Source organism: Actinomadura syzygii (genome assembly GCF_008085905.1).
GTDB lineage: Bacteria > Actinomycetota > Actinomycetes > Streptosporangiales > Streptosporangiaceae > Spirillospora > Spirillospora syzygii.
In genome coordinates, this window is the sequence record NZ_VSFF01000004.1 from 23,243 (window position 1) to 44,875 (window position 21,633).

21 protein-coding genes are annotated in these 21,633 nt (G+C 70.4%); 12 read left to right on the top strand and 9 right to left on the bottom strand.

The window, feature by feature from the left end:
- Positions 1–2 precede the first annotated feature (2 nt).
- A complete protein-coding gene (locus tag FXF65_RS10315) occupies positions 3–365 on the bottom strand; it encodes a VOC family protein (protein WP_148349539.1) in 363 nt (120 codons plus the stop codon).
- A 177-nt stretch (positions 366–542) separates the two neighbouring features.
- Between FXF65_RS10315 and FXF65_RS10320 the strand changes: the two genes are divergently transcribed.
- The 5 genes from FXF65_RS10320 (at position 543) to FXF65_RS10340 (ending at position 6,292) form a co-directional block, all read left to right on the top strand.
- Positions 543–1,607 carry a phosphotransferase family protein gene (locus tag FXF65_RS10320; RefSeq protein ID WP_342787293.1) on the top strand — a complete coding sequence of 355 codons (1,065 nt, stop codon included), beginning with the start codon at positions 543–545 and terminating at the stop codon, positions 1,605–1,607.
- A 234-nt stretch (positions 1,608–1,841) separates the two neighbouring features.
- A complete protein-coding gene (locus tag FXF65_RS10325) occupies positions 1,842–2,777 on the top strand; it encodes a TIGR03621 family F420-dependent LLM class oxidoreductase (protein ID WP_187412203.1) in 936 nt (311 codons plus the stop codon).
- A 120-nt stretch (positions 2,778–2,897) separates the two neighbouring features.
- A complete protein-coding gene (locus FXF65_RS10330; protein ID WP_148349541.1) occupies positions 2,898–3,662 on the top strand; it encodes an SDR family NAD(P)-dependent oxidoreductase in 765 nt (254 codons plus the stop codon).
- 55 nt (positions 3,663–3,717) lie between these two features.
- Complete coding sequence (locus FXF65_RS10335; RefSeq protein WP_148349542.1) at positions 3,718–5,358, top strand: thiamine pyrophosphate-binding protein; 1,641 nt, start codon at positions 3,718–3,720, stop codon at positions 5,356–5,358.
- 139 nt (positions 5,359–5,497) lie between these two features.
- The gene (locus tag FXF65_RS10340; protein ID WP_148349543.1) at positions 5,498–6,292 is read left to right on the top strand and encodes an IclR family transcriptional regulator; all 795 of its coding nucleotides are present in this window, start codon (positions 5,498–5,500) and stop codon (positions 6,290–6,292) included.
- Positions 6,293–6,483: 191 nt separating this feature from the next.
- Here the strand turns inward: FXF65_RS10340 and FXF65_RS10345 are convergent, their stop codons facing one another.
- Together FXF65_RS10345 and FXF65_RS10350 are read right to left on the bottom strand one after the other, a co-directional pair.
- Complete coding sequence (locus FXF65_RS10345) at positions 6,484–7,137, bottom strand: RlpA-like double-psi beta-barrel domain-containing protein (RefSeq protein ID WP_148349544.1); 654 nt, start codon at positions 7,135–7,137, stop codon at positions 6,484–6,486.
- Positions 7,138–8,109: 972 nt separating this feature from the next.
- Positions 8,110–8,559 (bottom strand): hypothetical protein, encoded by a 450-nt coding sequence (locus FXF65_RS10350; protein WP_148349545.1) that lies wholly within the window; start codon positions 8,557–8,559, stop codon positions 8,110–8,112.
- Between the two features lie 457 nt (positions 8,560–9,016).
- On the opposite strand from FXF65_RS10350, the gene FXF65_RS10355 reads away from it, so the two are divergent.
- The 3 genes from FXF65_RS10355 to FXF65_RS10365 all read left to right on the top strand — a co-directional run bounded on the left by FXF65_RS10355 (position 9,017) and on the right by FXF65_RS10365 (position 12,124).
- Positions 9,017–10,117 carry a winged helix DNA-binding domain-containing protein gene (locus tag FXF65_RS10355; RefSeq protein WP_148349546.1) on the top strand — a complete coding sequence of 367 codons (1,101 nt, stop codon included), beginning with the start codon at positions 9,017–9,019 and terminating at the stop codon, positions 10,115–10,117.
- 298 nt (positions 10,118–10,415) lie between these two features.
- Positions 10,416–10,682 (top strand): hypothetical protein, encoded by a 267-nt coding sequence (locus FXF65_RS10360; RefSeq protein WP_148349547.1) that lies wholly within the window; start codon positions 10,416–10,418, stop codon positions 10,680–10,682.
- 257 nt (positions 10,683–10,939) lie between these two features.
- Entirely contained in the window at positions 10,940–12,124 is a 1,185-nt protein-coding gene (locus FXF65_RS10365) for a DUF2786 domain-containing protein (RefSeq protein ID WP_222868485.1), read from the top strand.
- A gap of 77 nt (positions 12,125–12,201) precedes the next feature.
- Here the strand turns inward: FXF65_RS10365 and FXF65_RS10370 are convergent, their stop codons facing one another.
- Both FXF65_RS10370 and FXF65_RS10375 read right to left on the bottom strand, forming a co-directional pair.
- Positions 12,202–12,414 carry a helix-turn-helix domain-containing protein gene (locus FXF65_RS10370; protein ID WP_067891851.1) on the bottom strand — a complete coding sequence of 71 codons (213 nt, stop codon included), beginning with the start codon at positions 12,412–12,414 and terminating at the stop codon, positions 12,202–12,204.
- Positions 12,415–12,860: 446 nt separating this feature from the next.
- Entirely contained in the window at positions 12,861–13,847 is a 987-nt protein-coding gene (locus FXF65_RS10375) for a class II glutamine amidotransferase (RefSeq protein WP_148349549.1), read from the bottom strand.
- A gap of 277 nt (positions 13,848–14,124) precedes the next feature.
- On the opposite strand from FXF65_RS10375, the gene FXF65_RS10380 reads away from it, so the two are divergent.
- Together FXF65_RS10380 and FXF65_RS10385 are read left to right on the top strand one after the other, a co-directional pair.
- Positions 14,125–15,060, top strand: a complete 936-nt coding sequence (locus FXF65_RS10380) for a hypothetical protein (protein ID WP_148349550.1) — start codon at positions 14,125–14,127, stop codon at positions 15,058–15,060.
- Positions 15,061–15,849: 789 nt separating this feature from the next.
- Positions 15,850–16,992: a hypothetical protein gene (locus FXF65_RS10385; protein ID WP_148349551.1), complete on the top strand. Its 1,143-nt coding sequence runs from the start codon at positions 15,850–15,852 to the stop codon at positions 16,990–16,992.
- 242 nt (positions 16,993–17,234) lie between these two features.
- Here the strand turns inward: FXF65_RS10385 and FXF65_RS10390 are convergent, their stop codons facing one another.
- Complete coding sequence (locus tag FXF65_RS10390) at positions 17,235–18,194, bottom strand: helix-turn-helix transcriptional regulator (protein ID WP_148349552.1); 960 nt, start codon at positions 18,192–18,194, stop codon at positions 17,235–17,237.
- Between the two features lie 62 nt (positions 18,195–18,256).
- Here FXF65_RS10390 and FXF65_RS10395 point away from each other — a divergent pair, with 62 nt between their 5' ends.
- Positions 18,257–18,841 carry a DinB family protein gene (locus FXF65_RS10395; protein WP_148349553.1) on the top strand — a complete coding sequence of 195 codons (585 nt, stop codon included), beginning with the start codon at positions 18,257–18,259 and terminating at the stop codon, positions 18,839–18,841.
- 1 nt (position 18,842) lies between these two features.
- Positions 18,843–19,280, top strand: coding sequence for a VOC family protein (locus FXF65_RS10400; protein ID WP_148349554.1), 438 nt, complete (start codon positions 18,843–18,845; stop codon positions 19,278–19,280).
- Between the two features lie 194 nt (positions 19,281–19,474).
- On the opposite strand, the gene FXF65_RS10405 is transcribed toward FXF65_RS10400, so the two are convergent.
- The 3 genes from FXF65_RS10405 to FXF65_RS10415 all read right to left on the bottom strand — a co-directional run bounded on the left by FXF65_RS10405 (position 19,475) and on the right by FXF65_RS10415 (position 21,630).
- Positions 19,475–19,876 carry a nitroreductase family deazaflavin-dependent oxidoreductase gene (locus FXF65_RS10405; protein WP_246198482.1) on the bottom strand — a complete coding sequence of 134 codons (402 nt, stop codon included), beginning with the start codon at positions 19,874–19,876 and terminating at the stop codon, positions 19,475–19,477.
- A gap of 101 nt (positions 19,877–19,977) precedes the next feature.
- Complete coding sequence (locus tag FXF65_RS10410; RefSeq protein ID WP_148349556.1) at positions 19,978–20,391, bottom strand: VOC family protein; 414 nt, start codon at positions 20,389–20,391, stop codon at positions 19,978–19,980.
- A gap of 447 nt (positions 20,392–20,838) precedes the next feature.
- On the bottom strand, positions 20,839–21,630 hold the full coding sequence (locus tag FXF65_RS10415) for a hypothetical protein (RefSeq protein WP_148349557.1): 792 nt from the start codon (positions 21,628–21,630) through the stop codon (positions 20,839–20,841).
- Positions 21,631–21,633 lie beyond the last annotated feature (3 nt).

Sequence of the window (21,633 nt, forward strand, 5' to 3'; positions counted from 1 at the left end):
GCTCAGGGGCGGTAGGTGCCGAAGTACCACTCGTTGCCGTCCAGGTCGCGGGCCGCGTAGTCGCGGGAGCCGTAGTCCTGGTCGGCGAGTTCGCGGAAGACGTCGGCCCCGGCGGCTCTGGCCTTGTCGTGGTGGGCGTCCGGGTCGTCGACCGCGACGTAGACGGCCGACGTGCCGGGCGTGCCCTTGCCGAACATGAGCAGGCCGGTGTCGTACCTCATCTCGGCGTGGACGATCTCCCCGGCGTCGTCCCGGTGCACGGCGACCGGCTCGAAGCCGAACGCCTTCTCCATCCATTCCATGGACGCGGCCGGGTCGGCGCAGTTGATCAGCGGGTAGAACGTCCGGCGGATCTCACTGGTCATGGTGTCCTCCCTCGTCGTGTGGTCGGCATGCCCAGTCTGGTCGCCCGGACCCCCGCGGGTCTTGGACGAATGTGAACCGCACGCGGCGGGTCGCGGACGGGTGTCCGCCACCGGCACGGGGAATGGTCCGACTGTTACTGTCCGGTAGTAGGCCGTCTCGAAAGGGAACCTCGCGTCGTGCAGCCTGAGCAGATCGACCGCGCCCTCGTGGACTTCGAGGTCCTCGCCGGTTGGATGGACGGGCGGGGCCTGCCGGGCGGCCCGTTCGAGGACGTCCGGCCCCTGGCCGGGGGCACGCAGAACACGCTGATCGGGTTCGCGCGGGGCGGGCGCGACTACGTGCTGCGGCGCGGGCCCGCCCACCTGCGGGCGCGGACGAACGACGTCCTGCGCCGCGAGGCCCGTGTGCTGGCGGCGCTCGACGGCACCGACGTCCCCGCGCCGCGCCTCATCGCCGCCTGCCCCGACGAGTCCGTCATGAACGGCGCGGTCTTCTACCTCATGACTTCCGTGGACGGATTCAACCCGACGGTGACCTTGCCCGAATCGCACGCGGGCGACGAGGCGATCCAGCACGAGATGGGATTGAACGCGGCCCGCGCGTTGGCTGCGTTGGGCGCGGTCGACCACGAGGCGGTCGGGCTCGGCGACTTCGGCAAACCCGAAGGATTCCTCGAACGGCAGGTGAGCCGCTGGCTGTCGGAGCTCGACTCCTACAGCGCGCTGGACGGCTATCCCGGCCCCGACATCCCCGGCCTGGACGACGTCGCCCGCTGGCTGGAGGAGCACCGCCCGCACCGGTGGCGTCCGGGCATCCTGCACGGCGACTACCACCTGGCCAACCTCATGTACTCGTTCGAGGGGCCCGAGGTCGCCGCGATCGTCGACTGGGAGATGTCCACGATCGGCGACCCGTTGCTCGACCTCGGCTGGCTGCTCGCCACCTGGCCGGACCGTGACGGCCCAGGCGCGGCGCTCGCCGGGCCGCTCGGCGCGAGCGACGCCCTCCCCGCGACGGACGACCTGGTCGCGACCTACGCGGAGCGCCCGGACGCCGTGGCGGGACGCGACCTGTCCTCCATCACTTGGTACGCAGTACTGGCCTGCTTCAAGCTCGGAATCGTCCTGGAGGGGACGAACGCCCGCGCCCACGCGGGAAAGGCGCCCAGGGAGACGGGCGACCTCCTGCACACGATCACGCTGGGCCTGTTCACCCGCGCGCGGGAGTTCATCGGCGGCTGAGTCCCGAACTCACAGTGACGCGCGGTATTCGGACGGGTTGCATTTCCGGATCTCGCGACGCAGCCTGGATGTGACCGGTGAGAGCGGGGCAGTCGGTGACGCCCTTACGCCGCAAGCAGGCGGCGATCGAGCCACTCGCCCCGTTCCACCGGTCGAAACGCGGCCGGTGGCCCCCGGAACCGGATGTCGGATTCCCGCCAGCGACAAGCCGCCTCAGCCGGGCATGCTCACGCCATGAACAGGAATTTCCGTTTCGGCGTCGTGGGCGAGTCGATCCGTTCCGGCGCCGGGCTGGCCGATACGGCGCGCCGCGCGGAGGAACTCGGCTACGACGTCCTGGTCCTGCGCGACCACTTCGTGGCGGAGCCGTTCGGCGAGCAGCTCGCGCCGCTGGTGGCGCTGGCGTCGGCGGCGTCCGTCACGAGCACGCTGCGGCTGGGGACGATGGTGCTCGCCAACGACTACCGGCATCCGGTGGTGCTGGCGAAGGAGGCCGCCACGTTCGACCACCTGTCCGGGGGGCGCTTCGAGCTGGGCGTCGGGGCGGGCTGGCTGCGCGACGAGTACGAGGCCGCCGGGATGCCGTTCGACGCCGCCGGTGTCCGGGTCGGCCGTCTGGAGGAGTCGCTACGGGTCCTGCGGAGCCTGCTCTCCGGTCAGAAGACGACGTTCACGGGCGACCACTACCGCGTCGACGGCCTGACGGTCTTCCCCGCGCCGGAGCGGCGGCCGCCGCTGGTCGTCGGCGCGGGCAGCCGCCGCATGCTCGGCATCGCCGGACGGCACGCCGACACGGTCGGCGTCCTGCCCCGCGCCCGCCCCGACGGGACGATCTCCGACGAGATCACCGAGCGGCTCCCCGAGACCATCGCCCGCAAGGTCGGCTGGGTCCGCGAGGCCGCCGGGGACCGGGACGTCGAGCTGAGCATGATGGTGACGCCCACGTTCGGCCCCGACCCGCGGCGGACCGCGGCGAAGGTCGCCGTCCTGCGCGGCTGGGGGACGTCGGCCGCCGAACTCGTGCTGGACATGCCGTCCCAGTTCGTCGGCCCGCCCGAGCACGTCGCCGAGCAGATGCTCGCCCGCCGCGACCGCTACGGGTTCAGCTACTACCAGGTCCCGGACGCGATGATGGAGCAGTTCGCCCCCGTCATCCCGCTGCTCACCTGACGCCGGGAACGGTCGTGCGGGCGGCCATGTGACAGACGCCACGCCCCCATCAGGACGCTGTTCCAATGAATGAAAAAGCCGTCTTGTCGGGCCCGGCGAACGTGCCGCAGGCTGCAGGCCATGAGCGAGACACCGTCCACGGACGCCCCCACGAACGCGAAGCAGCGGGTCGCACTGGTCACCGGTGCGGCGGGCGGGCTCGGGCGGGAGTTCGCGATCGCCCTCGCCCGGCGCGGCCACCTCGTCGCCGGACTCGACCTCGCCGACCAGTCCGGCACCGCGGAACTGGTCGGCGAGTCCTTCCACCCCGTCCGCGCGGACGTGACCGACCCGGACGAGGTCCAGGCCGCGGTCGAGGAGGCCGCGGCCCGGTTCGGCGGCCTGCACATCCTCGTCAACAACGCCGGGGTGTACCCGCCGCTGGAGTTCGAGGAGACGACGCTGGAGGACTGGCGCCGCATCATGCGGGTCAACCTCGACGGGCCGTTCCTCGTGACCCGGGCCGCGCTGCCGCACATGAAGGCCGCCGGCTGGGGACGGGTCGTCAACATCGTCTCGGCGGTCGTGTTCCTCGGGCCGCCCGACCTGGTCGCGTACACGACGTCCAAGGCGGGGCTCGTAGGGTTCACGCGGGCCCTGTCGAGCGCGGTCGGCGGGCACGGGATCACGGTGAACGCGATCTCCCCCGGCCTCACCCGCACCGAGACCGCGGCCCGCACGACCGGCGCGGACGGCGGCTTCGAGCGGGTGCGCGACCTGCAGGTGATCCGGGCGGTGGAGGAGCCGGGCGACCTCGTGTCCACGCTGCTGTACGTGTGCGACGAGGGCAGCGGGTTCCTCACCGGCCAGACGATCAACATCGACGGCGGCTCGGCGAAGCACTGAACCGCCGTCCGGAACACGCGCGAACCGCCCCGGACGGGGCGTGGAAAGGCAGGACATGAGGCCGATCGAGGCGCTGCTGGAGATCGCCCGGGACGAGGGCGTGACCCGGATCTTCGGCAACCCCGGCACGACCGAGCTCCCCCTGATGGACGCCCTGGTGGACGCCCCCGACCTGGAGTACGTGCTGGGCCTCCAGGAATGCTCCGTCGTGGCGATGGCCGACGGGTACGCGCGGGCGACCGGGCGGACGTCCCTCGTCAGCCTGCACGTCGCGGCGGGCGTCGCGAACGGGCTGATCGGGATGCTGAACGCGCTGCGCTCCCGCACCCCGATGGTGATCGTCGCCGGGCAGCAGGACAGGCGGCACCTCATCCAGGACCCGATGCTGTCCGGCGACCTGGTGGGGCTCGCGGCGGCGGCGACCAAGCAGGCGATCGAGGTGCAGCACGCCTACGACCTGCCGATCGTGCTGCGGCGCGCGTTCGCGCTGGCGGCCCGGCCGCCCGCCGGACCGGTCCTCGTCTCGGTCCCGATGGACCTGCTGGACGAGGCGACGGACGTCGCCGTCCCGGCGCGGTCCCCGGTGTCCGGCCCCGGCCCGGCCGACGTCGCGGCGGCGGTGGAGCTGCTCGCGGCGGCCGAGCGTCCGGTGATCATCGCGGGCGACGCGGTCGGCCGCACCGGCGCGGTCGCCGACCTCGTCGCCCTCGCCGAGCGGCTCGGCGCCGCCGTCCACCACCAGCCGATGAACGACGGGATCGACTTCCCCACCGGGCATCCGCTGTACGCGGGGATGCTGGTGCCGCGCAACGCCGCCATCCGCGAGACCCTCTCGCAGTACGACGCGGCGCTGATCGTGGGCTGCCACGCCTTCATGGCGCACCATTACACGCCCGGGCCCGCCGTGCCCGACGCGCTGCCGATCGTCCAGCTCGACGAGGACCCGGCGGAGATCGGCCGGAACTTCGCCGTCCGCGAGGGCCTGACCGGCGACCTGCCGGGGACGCTGCGGGCGCTCGCCGACCGGCTGGACGGCCGCGTCCCCGACGCGCGGGAACGCGCCGCGCGGCTCGCCGAGCGGCACGCCCGGCTGCGGGAGGGGCCCGAGTCGGCCGCGCTGGCGGCGTACGGGCCGTCCCCGATGGACCCGGGGGCCGCCGCGCACGCCGTCGCCGCCGGGCTCCCGGACGACGCGATCGTCGTCGAGGAGGCGATCACCACCGGGCTGAAGCTGCGCGCCGTCCTGCGGCAGGACCGTCCCGGGTCGTACGTGCACACGGTCGGCGGCGGGCTCGGCTGGGGCATCGGCGCGGCGGTCGGCACCCGGCTCGGCAGCGGGGACCGCCCGGTCATCGCCGTCCTCGGCGACGGCTGCGCCATGTTCGGCCTCCAGGGCCTGTGGAGCGCAGCCCGCTACGGGACGCCCGTCGCGTTCGTCGTCATGAACAACGGCGAATACCGCACGTTGAAGAACACTCTCGACGAAGGCGGCGGCGCATCGGCCAAACACGGGCAGTATGTGGGCATGGACCTCGCTCCTCCCGCGCTCGACTGGCAGAGCGCCGCGCGGCTGTTCGGCATCCGCTCCGTCCGCCCCGGCTCGGCGGACGAGCTGCGCGACGCCGTCGCCGCCGTCAAGGACCTGGACGCCCCCCTCCTCATCGAGGCCCCGATCACCGGCCACGAGCCCCGATGACCGCTGCGAGGCGAGGATCCCCGAGCCCCCTCCGAGGGGGCCCGGGGGTCGTTCTCTGGAGAGGTAGGGCCTGGTGAGGGGCCCGGCGCTCGGATTTCCGGCCCTTGCCGACGGGCGCGATCACCGCGACCATCGAGAGATGGAACTCCAGGACCCGGACGGCGAGCCGCCGCGCTCGGTGCTCGCCCGCGGCCTCAGCCTGCTGGACGCGTTCGGGTCCGGCGACACCGAGCTGAACCTGACCGAGCTCGCCGCCCGCACCGGGCTGCCGAAGCCGACCGCGCACCGGCTGCTCAGCGAGCTGGTGCGGTGGGGCGGCGTCGAGCGGACCCCGACCGGCTACCGGCTGAGCATGCGGCTGTTCGTGCTCGGCCAGCGCGCGCCCCGGCCGCGCGGGCTGCGCGAGGCCGCCCTCCCCTACCTGGAGGACCTGTACGAGGCGACGCACGAGAACATCCACCTCGCCGTCCTCGACGGGACGGACACGCTCTTCCTGGAGAAGGTCAGCGGCCGCCGCTCCATGCCCATCGTGTCCCGGGTGGGCGGGCGGCTGCCCGCGTACTGCACGGCGACGGGCAAGCTGTTCCTCGCGCTCGGCCCGCCGGACCGGCTGCAACGCGTCCTGGACGCCGGGCTCGTCCGGTACACGCCGCACACGATCATCATGCCGGGCCTGCTCCAGCGGGAGCTGGCCCGGACCGCCGAGCGCGGCTACGCCGTGAACCGGGAGGAGTCGGAGGCCGGGGTGTCCGCCGTGGCGGCCCCGGTCCTCGACCACCGGCGCCGCGCGATCGCCGCGATCTCGATCACCGGGAACGTGTGCCGGCTCGACCTCGACCGGCTGGCGCCCGCCGTCCGCACGGCGGCGCTGGCCCTGTCCCGGGAGATCGCGCGGGAGAGCGCCGCCGAGATGAAAATGGGGATTCCCCGGTGAGGTGACACCGGGGAATCCCCTTTTTCCATGCACCGGCAGCCCTGTGCCGGGTCTAGGCGAGACCTGGCGGTGCGTCCCCTGGGACGGCGCGGGCTCGGCGATCACGCTCTTTCGTCACGCTCGGTGATCGAGAGCCTCCGCACGGGCTGCTTCACGCCGCCCTCGGGAACACGTCCGCGTACGGCCTCAGGTCATGAGCCGAACGGCTTCGGCGCGCCCTTCTTGCCGGCGCCGGAGCCCCACTTGAGGACCTCCCACTTGACGCCCTTGATGTGGCCCGCGCTCGTGCCGGCGTTGTACTTGCTGTCGGGCTTCTTGCCGTCGAGCAGGTACCGGAAGGTGTAGGTGTCGAGGTCGAGCATGACGCCCTTGTGGGACGGCGTGCCCGGACCGCGGTCGCCGACGAAGCCGGTGATGCTGCGGCCCTTGTAGGTGACCTTGACCTTGGTGTGCATCGGCCAGCTCGGGCTGGCGAACAGGCCCTTCTGCATCGGCTTCCCGCCGGCGGGGGCGCCGGTGTCGCCGTTCACGCCGGACCCGTCGTCCCAGAAGTAGGACGCGGTGGTCTTGCCGCTCAGCAGGACCCTGGGGTCCTTCTTCGCGCTCTTGGCGTCCGGCGCGGAGTCGCGCTTGGAGTCCGCCTTCGGCAGGCCCAGGTCGGACTTGCCGAGCGCCTGCTTGTCGGACGTCTTGTGCTGCTGGGAGGCCACCGCCTCCTGGGTCAGGAACTGCTTCTTGCCGGGAGCGGAGTCATCGCTGGCGGCGGCTACGCCTGCCACGAGCATGCCCGCGAGGGCGGTGCCGGTGACGCCGGTGAGGATGACGTTGATCGCTCGCTGCTGCATGAAAGTCCTTTGTTCGGGGTACAGGGCTGCCGTTCCACACCGGGCGGCCTTGGGAGGCCGGTTATCCGGGCAGGGGGAAACGGCTTCCGAGACTTCGAGACTCGGGATGGACCGCCGCGAGAAATCCGCTCGAACGACCCGCGGGCATGGCGGACCGCGCTCACGTGCACAGGCACACGGCCGTCATTGGACGTGCGTGTCACGCGAACTTCGATGAAGCGGAAGGAATGCCGACCGGGGGCTCATTGGCTCGGCCCGGTGCACGGCCGGTGCATGGTGCGACCGTGTTCGGCTGAGTGGATCCCGCCTGGCGGGCGGGAAGCGACGGTTCTGCGTTCAGCCAGGTCAACGGTTCATTGACCCTGACCTGACGTTGACTATATACGGCATTACCGTACTTTCGCCAAACCGGGGTTTTCTTTACCTTTGACTAGGTAGATCTTTTTCTCCGGTGATGGCCTGAACGCCTTTCCCATAAGGCTTTCGGGCCAGTCGCCGGGTGTCTCCGGCAACGAAAAGGATCTTTAAGTCGGCTTGACGAAGGGTGATTCTGGTGTGACCCAGGTCTCGGCTCACCGGGACGTGCTAGGGCGCTATGGCCCACGTCACAAGGTGCTCGGCATAAACAGAGCCGGAAACGCTGAGCGGGCCCGCTATAGGTCCGCGAAGGGTCAAGGCCAAGTAAGCCTCAGGGATAGGAACCGGGGCCGGGCGCGGGATGTTCCCGCGGCGCGGAGCCGGGCCCGATCGGCGCGCGGCTAGGCCCTGTAGGGCACGAGTGGACGCTTGATCCCCAGTGCGCATGGGCCGTCCGCGCGGAAGGCGGTTACGGGCCGAGGCGCGGTTGAGGGTCGAACCGGGAGCGCGCCAAGGCGGGGGCGCGGGCCGAGGGGCGAGCCAAGAGGGCAGGCCGAGACGAGCGGGCAGGCCCCCGCGGCGAGGATGCGGGCCGAGGCTGGGCTGCGGGCCGGTTCAGTGCGTCGGGTAGACGGACGGCAGGAGCGGCGTGGGGCCCGTCCCGCCGGGGAAGATCTGGCCGCCCTGCTGCGGCTGGACGAAGGGGGCCTCCGCGTACGGCGCCTGCGCGTACCCGGGCTCGGCGTACGCGGGCTGGCCGTACGCGGGCTGGCCGTACGCGGGCTCGGCGTAGGCGGCGGACTCGGCGTACCCGGGATCGGCGTACCCAGGCTCGACATAGCCGGGCTCGGCGTAGGTGGGCTGCCCGAACGGCGACACGGCGGTCACCACGGGACCCTGCGCGGCCGGAACGGCCTGGGCCGTGGGCGGCGGCGGGCTGGACGTGCCGGACGGCGGCACATGCGTGCCCTCGACCCGGAACGGCTCCGCGGCGGGCGCGGCTCCCCGCTCCATCCGGCGCTCGGCCAGCAGGGCCATGAGCGCGTGGGCGGTGTCGGCGTCCATGCGCAAGAGGACGCTGGGCCTTCCCGCCTGGTCGACGAACGGGGAGACCGACGGGGCTGCCGGCAGCTGCGGCAGTGCCGCGCGCATCTCCTCACGGAGATCCTGGGCAAGCCTCAGCGCCTGTCGGTCGCTGTCACTCAAGTGTGCGTTCATCGCGATCTCCGCGGGAGTTCACGTGCGGGGGCCGGGCCTCATCCTGCTAGGAATAGCGTGCAGGTGCAAGAGCTGATGCACGTGCATTTTCACGGATTCGCCCCGTAACCCGGGTAACGATCGATCGTTCCGAGCCGCTCCAGGACGCGCCCACCCGGCGTCCACAACGAGTTGACCTGCACGGATCCGCCGCACTCTCCAGCCCGCACCGCACCGCGCGCTTCCCCTGTCGCGCGCTCGCGGCTCCGACGTGGGCTTCCAGGGCACGGGCGCGGCGCGAGGGCTCCTCCGGCATGCTGGACCCGTGACAGAGACCCTGAGCATCCGCGCGCTGAACCGCGCGACGCTGGCCCGGCAGCTCCTCCTCGCGCGCGAGGCCGTCTCGGTCGCCGAGGCCGTGGGACGGCTGTGCGGCATGCAGGCGCAGGAGCCCAAGCCCCCGTTCCTGGGTCTGTGGACGCGGCTCGACGGCTTCGCCGCGTCCGACCTCCACGCGGCCCTGCACGACCGGTCGTTGGTCCGCGCGACCATGATGCGCGCCACGCTGCACCTCATGACCGACGCCGACTACACGGCGTTCCGTACCGCTATGCAGCCGATGCTGGACGGAGCCCTCCGCGTTCTGGGCGACCGCGCGAAGGGCCTGGATCTGGATGTGGTCGTTCCAGCGGCACGCTCGCTCTTGCAAGAGAGCCCTCGCACGTTCAACGAGGTGCGCGCCCTGCTCCAGGAACAGTTTCCGGACGTCAACGACCGGGCGCTCGGATACGCCGTCCGCCTCTGCGTGCCCCTCGTGATGGTGCCCACCGAGGACAGGTGGGGCTTCCCACGCGCATCGCAGTTCACTCTGGCCGACACCTGGCTGGGCGCACCTCCGGCGGCCGACGCCGCGATGGACGAACTCATGCTCCGCTACCTGGCCGCCTACGGCCCGGCGTCCGCCGCCGACGCCCAGACGTGGTCCGGACTACCTGGAACGGGCGAGGCACTGGATCGACTCCGTCCGAGCCTCCAGGTCTTCGCCGACGACAAGGGCCGGGAGCTGTTCGACCTGCCCGACGCGCCGCGGCCAGATGAGGACACCCCGGTCCCGGCTCGCTTCCTGCCCGAGTTCGACAGCCTCGTCCTGGCGCACGCGGACCGAAGACGCATCATCGCCGACGAGCACCGGCCGTCCTTGACGACGAAGAACCTTCGCGTCCGGGCCGTGTTCCTCTGGGACGGCTACGCCCAAGGGATATGGGAGACCGAGTACAAGCGCAAGGTGGCGACGCTGCGGTTGCGTCCCTTCGAGCCGCTCCCCCAGGACGCCGTCGAGGCGCTCACGGTCGAGGGAGAGGCGCTGCTTCGGTTCCTCGAACCGGACGCCAAGGAGACGGTCGTCGCGGTCGCCGACGACGGCTGACATGCCGGACGGAGGTAACCAGTGGTTGACGCGACCGGGACGAGCGCGGATCCTCGTCGAAAGCGACGAATCCTATCCAGCCCGGCACGCGGGATGGAAGGCTCCAAAGCTCACCACATGCACACATGACGCTACGAGCGTGGACAACTTCGAATAGTGATCCATCCGAGATCTGGACTGATTGAAAGATCCACCAATTGGGTTCAAGCTGTCTCCGACGTCAGGAATGCCCCGCCTGTTCCTAGCCTGTTCCGAGCCCGTTCCCACCGACCGACCGACCGCCGACAGGACACGATCAATGTTCGAGATCTGGGAGACCAGTGAGCCGGCCCGGCTCATCAGCGACGCGGGGAGCCTGAAGGTGGCGCTGGAGAAGGTCGACACGATGTGCCGACTGCGACACGACCAGGCGGTGGCACACGTGGGCGAGGCCCGCGAGGGCTACCAGTTCGAGATCAGGGACCATCGCGGCAAGGCTCTCGCACGGCTCAGCTACGTCCCCGACACGTCCCGCGCGTATCAGAGCGTGGTGGTCGAAGAGATGCGCGGCGAGGACGACGACTAACGCCTCCCCCGCACCCGCGCAGCCCCCGGCCTGACCAGCCGGGGGCTTTTTGCATGCGGGCCGTTGTCCGGCCTTCCGCGCATGGCGAACCCGTCCCTCCTGATGGAGTGGGTGTCCGTTGGCGATGGCAGGATGCCTCCTGGCCCTGTGACCACTGATGACGGACGGCGGGAGTGACGGTGCGGGAGGCGGAACGGCTCACGACGGAGGCCGTGCGGTCGCTCTCGCGCGGGGACGCCGCCGCGTTCCGGCGGCTCGTGGCGGAACTGTCCGGACGGCCCGATGATCCCGGTCGGACGCTCGCCGCCGACCGCTGCCTGTCCGCACGGCTGCGGGACGGCGTCGCCGCCGCCTGGGAACGGGGATGGGAACCGGCCGACGTGGTGAGGCACACGTCCAGGCGGCTCACTCCCCGGCACGGACGTCTGGTCACGGACGCCATCGCAAGCGAGATGCGCGCCTATGCCGGCGCGACCGTGGACCACCGCTGGCGGGAGCAGCTCACCACCCTCGGAGCCAAAGTCTGGTGGGAGGACGACGACGCGCACCCGTCCGCGTGGCGTGAGCGTGAAGAGGTCGGCCGCACGGCCTATGTCGCTTGCGCGGTCGAAATCGTCCACCTGCTGGAGTTCTTGCCGAGCCTTCCTGGGCTGGGCCCGCGTCCGGGCACCTACGCTCAAGGTGAGGATGCCTCGACCTCGTTCAGTTCAGCGCGTGCCTGGCGCGAACGGGCTAACGAGGTCGACCAGCGGATGCTGGGCAAGGTCAGGGCACTGCTCGCCAAGGCGGAGTCGACCGAGTTCCCAGAGGAAGCGGAGGCGCTCAGCGCGCGCGCACAGCAACTCATGGCGCGGCACAGCATCGACCGTGCTTTGCTCGCCGTAGAGACGGGCGATACGGAAGGGACCTCCGGACGGCGCGTAGCCGTCGACAATCCCTATGACGCGCCCAAGGCGGTCTTGCTGACGGTGGTGTCCGACGCCAACAGCTGCAGGGCGGTGTGGCATAGGGAGCTGGGGTTCGCCACGGTCCTGGGTTTTTCGGCCGATCTGGCGGCGGTGGAGATGCTGTTCACATCGCTTCTGGTTCAGGCGACGTCCGCCATGGTGCACGCGGGTCCCAGGCGCGATGCGCGCGGACGCTCACGGACGCGGTCGTTCAGGCACGCCTTCCTGAACGCGTACGCCGCCCGCGTCGGGGAGCGGCTCCGGGAGGCGGCGGACCGGGCGGCCGCGGACGCCGGCGGGAAGGATCTGCTTCCCGTGCTTGCCGCGCGCGACCGGGCCGTCGAACGGGCCGTCGCCTCGATGTTCCCGAACCTGGCCAAGGGACGGGCAGGTTCGGTGTCCAACCACGAAGGCTGGGTGGCCGGGCGCGCCGCCGCGGACCTCGCCAGCCTGAACGGGCGCCACGAGGTCACCGGGGCGTTCCGCCGTTCCTAGCGCACGGCGTCCCCCCGGGGGGCGAGGGGGACATCCGGTCATTCGCCGTACCTTCCTTCCAGAATCTCGGGAGCGGGTCAGGTCCTCTTACGCCGTGTGTTGCCGCCGCGGCCGCGCAGCGGCACGCCCGCCTCCTTCAGGACGTTGTAGATGAACCCGTAGGAACGGCCGGTCTCGGCGGCCAGGTCGCGGATGCTCTCACCCGACGCGTAGCGCGGGGCCAGTTCCGCGGCCAGCCGCGTTCTCTCGGCACCGGTGACACGGGTGCCTCTCGACAGTGTTCGGGCCACGAGGACCTCCTGTTCGCAATGCTGGGCGGCGGGGCCCGTCCCCGCAGCTCACAGCAGTGTTGATCTCCCCAACGTACACATTCCCCTGATTACACCGTCGATGCCGCGCGAATCACCGCGAATTCGGCCGAAGCTGGTCTTTTTCATGGTGAACGGCGTGTCGCGGCGCTGCGTACAACCCGGAGCGACGCTGCTCCGCGCGTCCCGTGACCTGCGACGGGGGTGGACGTCCGGCGCTCGCGCGACCCGGTCTCCTGACGGGTCACACCAGTCAGTCGGCCGACAGGCCGCGCACCGGCCGACCGTCCATTCGAAGACCCTAGCGCCGCCGGAGGGCCGCGTCGGCCCCGCCGTTGGACGCTGCCGGACGCCGCCGAGCGGCCCGCTCGCGCGAGCGGGCCGCCTGGCATGGTGCGATGGCCGCGGCGAGGCGCGGCGGGGTGTCCTCAATGGGGCATCGGTCCGGAATCGGCCATCTCGTCCGGCTGCCGTGGGACCCCGGTGTCTCCAGGGTGGTGATACGCGCCGCTCACGGCCTGCTTGGTCGCGCTTCCGGTGGACGGGCCACCCTGTGTGGACGGGCCCACCTGCTGGGACGCGGCCTCGCGGAGGGAGAGCTCCGATCGGCGGACCGGATGCCTCAGGGGTGCGAACGGGAAATGCGACGTCTCCGCCAGCCCTTCGACGACGAGGAGTTCACCCGGGTCGAGGAGCCTCCAGCCCGGACGGTCGTCCATGGGCTCACTGGCGACGACGACGGCTGGTAACGAGCCCTCGTTCCCGGACACCGAAGCCCCACCGGTCGCCGCCGCCGTGCCCTGCACGCTCGTCACACCGCCTTCGTCCGGCGAGAGGACCCAGAGCTCGTTGCTCTCCGGGTAGCGCAACGCCCACAGGCGGCCGGATTCGGCGATGAGGAGGTTGAGGGAGAAGACGGGAAGCTCCGCACCGATGCGCCGGACCGCTTCAACGAGCCCGGCCGTCGTGTCGCGGTGGCGTCGGATCTCAGCGGTCACATAGGCGAAGACCAGTTCGGAGTCGGTCTCACCGGCGATGCGGGCACGCTCGACCTCCGTCAGCCATCGCGCGAGCGTGTTGAGGCCCTTGACGACCCCGTTGTGCGCGAACAGGCGGTCGTCCATCACGAACGGGTGGCAGTTGCGCACGGTCAGGCCGCCCACCGACGCGTCCCGCACGTGCGCCACGAACGTGTGGGACGGGATGTTGCGGGCGTGCATGTCGAAGTCCGCGTTCTCGAAGGCGGCCAGGGGCGAGCGGTCGCGGACGGGCTCGCCGCCCAGGGAGAACCAGCCGAGACCGGCCCCGTGCCGCATTCGGTGGCTCTGGGCGCGAAGACTCCGCGGCGCGTCCAGCAGCCAGTGGGACGCCCGCACCCGCGGACCTCCCGTACTCATACCGAACAGTCGGCACATGCCGTCACCCTTCAGGACGTTTTAACTCTACGTGACGACCACATTACCGAAGGTCGCCGACAACGTCCGGAAGATGCCTCCGAACCGGCGCGAGTATCTGCACCAGGCCATCCAAAGGGCAGCCCAGGGCAAGACACCGTCTCCCGGGGTCGGGCGTCGGCACGGGCTTCACCAGGCAGAGGAGCGGGCTTATCCACAGAATTGAGTTCTAGTGCGGGGCCCTGCCGCGGCGGAACAAGCTGGCCATGTCCGTTCAGGCAGGGAAGAAGCGGCTCTCATGACCATGATCACGTTCCCGGTTCCGTCCACCACGACCTCCCGGTTCGCCGTCGCCGCCGACCACATACCGGACGACCTCGCCGCAGTGCTCCACCGGCTCCCGGCCACCCCCTACCAGGCCCACGTCGCCGGACGCCTCGGCTCGCCCCAACTCCAACTCACCCGCGAGGAGCTCCCCACCCTCCGCTGGGACCCGACGCGATTAAAGGCTGCACGTCCCGAACACAGGCGAGCGGCACTGGCATTCAGCAACGCCACGGAGTTCGCCGTCGTCACCGTGTTCGCTCCGATCATCGACCAGCCCCGCGCCGTCCAGGTGGCCCGCGCGGCGGCGAACGCCATCGCCCGCGCCGTCGGCGGCGTCGCCGCGGATCTCGTCACCGGCCGCATCTTCCGAACGCACGCCCCGGAAAGGACACGCTTCGTCCTGGCCGACGACTGGATAGACGACGTCCTGCCACCCTTCCGCGCCAACGGCCGCTGCACCGCCGCAGAGCCCGAGTTAGACCCGGAGGGCGTGAACGGCTGCTCCTGCGTTCACCTCCGAACCCGCGGCCTCCGCCGCTTCGGACTCCCCGAAGTCCAGATCGGCGACGTGGCCTGTCCCCACGACCTGGCCGCCCTCAACGTCCTCCGGGCCACCGCCCGCCACCTGCTGACCGACCACTGGTCCTGGCTGGCCACAGGCCCCACCGACCTGGCCCGGACGATCACCCCCGTCGTCGACGTCACCCAAGGCGACTTCAACGACTTCTGGGGGACGACCCGCCGCGTCCACCTGACCCCGTCTCCCCCATTCAGACTGCAACTATCTCCCCTGACCCCACACCTCCTGGCCATCACCCCACCCACCGACTTCGACGGCACCGTCAACGACTGGCTATGGGGCGACACCCTCCCCCTGGGCATGTACGACCTGATCCAAAGATGTTGACCAAACCCTCGCACCTCCTCCGCCTCTTAAGCCGCCGATAAACACGCAACAAAGGAGCAACCCGCCCACGCCGAGACCAATCTGGACGCACAAAGGGCTCCGAAACTGGACCAATCCGCAGGCTCACTGGACTCACGCCACCCAGGCAACGGGGCGGGACCACGAGCGTTACATCCTCGCGACTGACACAACACGTTGGTGTTCTGTGTGCGGATCTTCGAGGCCCACATGGTCGAGAGTCAGCCACGCCCATAATCGATCCAAGCCGCGCCCGCCCATGGACTGAGAGCGACCGGGGGCTTCCTGCACCGCCTCGACTTGCTCGCCGCGCGCCGGGTATCCCTGGTGATACTTGTAATACCGTCCCGCCAGGGCCAGCGTGCCCAGCCACGGTTCGACGAAATGGACCGAATGCATTTGGTTTGCCGATGAATCATGCCACGCAACCGAAGGGGATTTGTACCGGGCAAATTCGCCGCGACCAGCGAGAAGACGGCCGCGGCACGTCCCTCCACCGCTAAATGCCCGAAATATCCCGCCATTAGGGGGCTGATCTGCATCCACCGGGCGCATCGCTCCGGTCAGTCACGCTCCGGAGGCGAACGTTCATCTGCACGACTGTGAGCAATGTTCAACGCTGAGTAGCCGGATTGACTACGATCGGCATTCGCACGGTGACCGACGCGATCCCCCGGGGCGAAGATGATCCGTTTCCTGGCACACCCCACACCCGCCGCCCTGATCGGCGACTTCATCCGCTGCACGTGCGGGCTGTTGGGGTGTACCGCAGTGGCCGGGGCCATCAGCCTCGGCGCGGTCGCACCCGCCGACGCGGCCGTCTACGGCGACCCCGAGCCGCGCAGATCCCTCCCGCCGGTCTGCCGCTACGCGTTGAGCGGCGGTGACCGGTACACCGCGCACAAGTGCAAGGAGGCATGGCTGGCGATGACGTCCGAGCGGTCCCGCAAGAGATCGGCACGCGGCCGGGACTTCCCCCGCTGGATGGAGAGGTTCGACAGGAAGCCCACGGTCAGGGACCGTCCCCCGGCTCCCGACAACCTTGATGAGCCCGCTGCCACGCCCACGACGCAGGGCCCGCGCAGGCACGTGCGGTCATCGCCGCCGAGCGCGGAGACCGCGACGCCGCGCGATCCGTCCCCGACTCCGGCCCGCACGAGCAAGCGGGCCGACGAGATGGACTCCCGCCCGTCCTCGCTCCAGCCCGTCCTTCTCCTCGGCCTGCTCCTGCCCGCCGCCGCGGCGATCTGCTACCCGTTCCGGCACCGCCTGTACGCGGCCGCCGGTTGGCCCGCGCCCACGGATCCCCCCACGGCGACGCCTCCGCCACTCGTCTACCGGCCCGTGCTCGATCCGTTCACCATTTCAGCCGCGGGCCTGACGGGCCCAGGCGCCATAGCCAGCGCGCGCGTCCTGGCACTGACGGCGCTGGACGAGCACGGCGACAGCTCTCTCGTCGTGATCCCGCGTCCCGACGCCACCGTCCTCTTCGGCCTCGGCGAGGACGAACTCCTCGACGACGACACCGCCGGACTCTTCATCCCCGGCAACCTCGACGCCGCCCTCGCCTACCTCGAGACCGAACTCGCCATCCGCGAGAACACCGGCGCCAACGGACGACGCCTCCTCCTCGTCGCCGATTGCGGCACAGAGGCCGAAAGAATCAAGGCCCTCCTCGTCCGGCACCCCGGCGCCGTGTCCGCGATCGCCCTCGGCACCTGGACGGACGAGCCCGTCACGGTCGACGACGACGGCCTGGTCGACGCCCCCAAAGCACTGGCCTCCACACTCCCCAAGCGCCTACCCGCGATGTCCCGCACCGAAGCCCGAGACCGACTCCTCTCCGCGCTGGCCCGCCAACGACAAGACCAGAAACCACCCCCCAAACGCCGCTCCAACCCCCGCCGCCCCTAACCACCCACCCCACCCCACCCCACCCCACCCCGACTAGATCCGCCCAGAACTGGCAAGCGCTCAACCGCGCGAAAGCGCAAGAAGTTGCCGTACGTGACCGCACCAAGTCCCACCCGATCGCTGTGGCGGACAGTTCCGCCTATGTATCTGCGAGGACCTGGGCACTCGGCTAGGTGAATTCGATAGTTGCCGCGCTAGGACGTGTCGTTGCGCTTACGGGTTGGCGGTGTTCGGGCGTTGTTTCAGTCGGTTGCAGCCATTGCCGCGAGGCGCGTGGCCAAGGCGGCGGCTGCTTTGCGTAGTTCTGGGGGGTCCAGGATTTCTGCCTCGAAGCCCAGGCGGGCCACGTGGACGGCGAGCCAGTCGAGGTTCTCACCGCCGACCACGAGTACGCTCCACCCGTCTTGGTCGTCCTCGACGCGTCCCACCTGGGGCGGGATCAGCTCTCGCACTCGATCGGGCGGGGCATGCAGCCGTACGCGGGCGAGGTGCTGGTACGGCGCCTCGGTCACAGAGCGCTGGACATAGGCGACAGGGTCGGGATGCTCCCGTGCCCGGAAACGCCAGGTCGTCGCCACCGCTTCATGCATCCGATCCAGCCGGAAGGTGCGCCAGTCGTCACGGTCAACGTCCCAGGCCATCAGGTACCAGCGGCGGCCGGTGGCGACCATCCGCACCGGTTCGACCGTGCGCTCCCGCTCGCCGCCGTCGCGGGCCGCGTACCGGAACCGGACCCGCACGGCATCGCGGCAGGCCCGTGCGAGCGTCACCAGCAGCTCCGCGTCGATCTCGACGCCTGGGTCGGCCATGGTCTCGGTGGCGCCGTGCACCGCTCTCACTTCGGCGCGCAGCCGGGGCGGCATCACCTGGTCGAGCTTCGCCAGCGCCCGCAGCGCCGCCTCGCCCGAACCGGCGACCGTGCCGCCCGAGGCAAGCCGCAGGGACACCGCCGTCGCGATCGCCTCCTCGTCGTCGAGGAGCAGTGGCGGCAACCGCGTGCCCGCGCCGAGCTGGTAGCCGCCGCCGACGCCTGCCGTCGCGTGGACGGGGTAGCCGAGCGCGCGCAGCCGCTCCACGTCCCGGCGGACCGAACGATCCGTGACGCCCAGCTCGGTGGCGAGTTCGGCGGCCGTCCAGGACGGTCGGCGCTGCAGTAGCGCCAGCAGCCGCAGCACTCGCTCGGTGGTCGCCTCGACGCTCACGCGAGCATCGTTCCACAGAAACGCGGAACGATCCTGTCCGCTATTCGGGGAAGGCTTGGTCCATGACCGACCAGACCTGGAACCCTCGGCTCCGAGATCAGCTCACCTGGCACTGGTCTCGGCAGTTGCGCCCTCGGCTCGAAGGACTCACCGACGAGGAGTACTTCTGGGAGCCCGTGCCCGGCTGCTGGAGCGTGCGCCCGCGCGGGACAGGCGACGCGCCAGTCCAGGGCGGGTCCGGCGCGATGGCCATCGACTTCTCGGTGCCTGAGCCGGATCCGCCGCCGTTCACGACGATCGCCTGGCGCCTCGGGCACGTGATCGTGGGTGTCCTCGCGATGCGGAACGCCGCACATTTCGGTCGCGCGTCTACCGACTACAACTCGTTCGAGTACGTAACGAACGCGTCCACGGCGCTGTCGCAGCTCGACGCGGAGTACGCCGCGTGGCTGGCCGGCGTCGAGTCCCTCGGCGAGACCGGCCTCGCACGGCCGTGCGGGAAGGCGGAAGGACCGTACGCCGATCGTTCATTGGCGACGTTGGTGCTCCACATCAACCGCGAGCTGATCCACCATCTGGCTGAGGTGTGCTTGCTCCGCGACCTCTACCTGCACACTCACCGGCAGACCCGACAGGAGACGACCTGACATGACCCGCGAGATCCAGATCACCTTCGACTGCGGCGATCCGGCCGCCTTGGCCGCGTTCTGGGCCGATGCACTCGGTTACCGGTTGCAGGCCCCGCCCCAGGGCTTCGAATCGTGGGAGCAGGCTCTTGACGCCATGGGTGTGCCGCCCGAGAGGCGCAACGACGCTTCAGCAGTGGTCGATCCGGAGGGCTCCGGACCAAGGCTGTTCTTCCAGCGAGTGCCGGAGGGCAAACAGGCGAAGAACCGCGTGCACCTCGACGTGCGGGCCGCTCCCGGCCTTGCCGGCGATGCGCGGATGGCGGCGCTGGAGGCGGAGGCCGAGCGGCTGGTTTCGCGTGGCGCCGTCCGGGTCCAGAGGCACGAGCCCGCTCCCCCGCTGGGTGCCGGTCACATCGTGATGACCGACCCCGAGGGCAACGAGTTCTGCCTCGACTGACCGCGCGCCTGCCTTGTGGCTCCACGGACAACTGCGCTGGCGTCTTGGTGACATCAAGACATTTGGAATCTCCCATCTCACAGGTTGCCGGGGCAGGCGGGTTGGCGGGTGGGCGATGGAGCAGGACGGCCGCCATGACTCGCTGTACGGATACTCGCTGGAGGCTTGTGAGTGCGGTCGTCGGTGGGGCTCCGTCACCTTGGGGTGAGGCGGATCACCGGGTATTCGCGGTCGGACTTGCTCTGGTATTTCGCCAGGCGGGGCTGGGCGGCGGCAATGCGCTGCCATGCCTCGTCGCGGTCAGCGCCCTCGAGCCGATGTGGCGTTACCCCGACGGCGTCGCGGCCAGGCAACTCGATCGATGCCCGCTCAGGGTGCGCTATCAGGTTGGCGTACCAGTCCGGGTTCTGGCTCCCGCCGCCCGACGCGACGATCAACCGCGCGTCGTCGGTGTCCGAGAACCACGCCACCGGCGTCTGCCGGGGCTGTCCGCTTCGGCGCCCTACCGTGTTCAGGATAAGGACGTCCATCCCCATGAACTTGCCGCGGCCGCGGCGGATCTTGCGGTTCATGCGGGCGTTCATCGTCTGCTGCATCCATCGGGACACCCGTCCGGGCGTACCGGGCTTGCGTGCTCCTCGATCGCCGCTGTGCTGATTCCGCACCATTTGCTTACCTCCTGATTCTCCGCTGGTCCTCAGCGCAGCTCGTTGATGCGGACCATGTTGCCTGCGGGGTCGCGGAAGGCGCAGTCGCGAATCCCGTAGGGCTGCTCGGTCGGTTCCTGGACGACTTCGGCCGCGTGGCTGGCCTGGAGCCGCTCGAAAGTGCCGTCGAGATCGGCCGTGGCGAGGGTGATGATGCCGTAGGTGCCCTTGGCCATCATCTCGGCGATCGTTCGGCGCTCCTCTTCGGTGATGCCGGGGTCGGCGGCCGGCGGGTGCAGGACGATGGAGGTCCCGGGCTGGCCCGGAGGTCCGACTGTGATCCAGCGCATCCCTTCGTATCCGACGTCGTCGCGCACCTCGAACCCGAGCGCGTCGCGGTAGAAGGCCAGGGCCGCTTCCGGGTCGTCGTGCGGCAGGAAAGTGGAATGAATGGTGACGTCCATGGAGGTCACGCTAGCTACGGCTCATCGACCGACGCTTCTCGATTCCTGATCGGTCTGGTCACCTCTTTCCCACGGAGTCCCGGACGGGGAGATGGCCGGGCCCACGTCGCCCGTCGCCGCGTCGGCCATCGTCACGTCGGCAGCCGCCGCGTCGGCCATGGCTGCGTCGGCGGACGAATGGGCACCCTCATTGGCCTCAGGAGAGCGGTCGGTCAGGGTGCGGGTCGGTTCTGAAGGCGGCCGTGGGGGTTGCCCCGCCCCGTCGGCCTCGGTCGGCTTGGTTCGTCGCTCGGCGCACATGTGCTTCGTTGAAGACTGTTGCGGGGTGCCGTCGGCTGGATGTCAGTCCTGTTCGTGAACAGGCGGGGATCGGGGCAGTCGGCCGACGTGCGGGGAGGTGGGGGGCAGAAATCGAGAGGCGGGTTGGGGCGCGGGGCGGCGCTTCGCCTACGAGACCCTTCGTTCATGTTTCGCGAGCTCCGTCCTGATGTTCGTCAGGTTGCGGAGCGCCCGGTTGAGCGGAGCCGGGTCCGGTGCTTCCTCGGCGTCGCGGTCGAGGTAGGCGGAGCAGCGCAGGATCCAGCCGCGTACGACGTCCTCGACCCTGATCTCGGACCGGCGCGTCTTGGTGAGGGCCAGTTGGCGCTTCTCCTCGTCGACTCCGCGCATGAGGTTGTCGTCCGCTCCCAGGGCCTGGACGTCGGCGAGCGCGTACCGGCCGAGCCGGTCCATCGGGAGGTCGCGCTCGCCGGCGACGCGGTCGAACGTCCTGCGCGGCCAGCCGAGGATCGTCGCCGCGCCGCCGGCGTCCACCGTCTCCATCAGCGGCCCCTTCCGGGCGGCGACGACCGACCGGACGGAGGCCGGGTCGAGCCGATCCAGGTCTTTCAGGAGGTAGACCGGGTGCCCGCGAAAGGTGCTGATGACGTTGAGCTCGCCTTGGGCAGCGAGCACCTCGACGTCCCGGTGCTCGACGTCGAGCCCTACTCGCTCCGCCAGCCAGATGGCCGCCTTGGCGGAGCCGATCGGCGGGATCTCGCCGAAGGCGGCGATGACCTGCTCGCCGCGCCCACGGCCCCGGCACTCGTCGGCGAGGGCCGCCGACCACCGCTCGCCGTCGAGGTCGGGACGCGGAAGGATGCCGTGCTCCTGAGCAACGCGCAGTTGCCATCGGGCGATTCCGAGGTGACCCGCGAACTGGTGTGCCCCGTATTGGTCACGGACGATCTGGACGGGCATTGT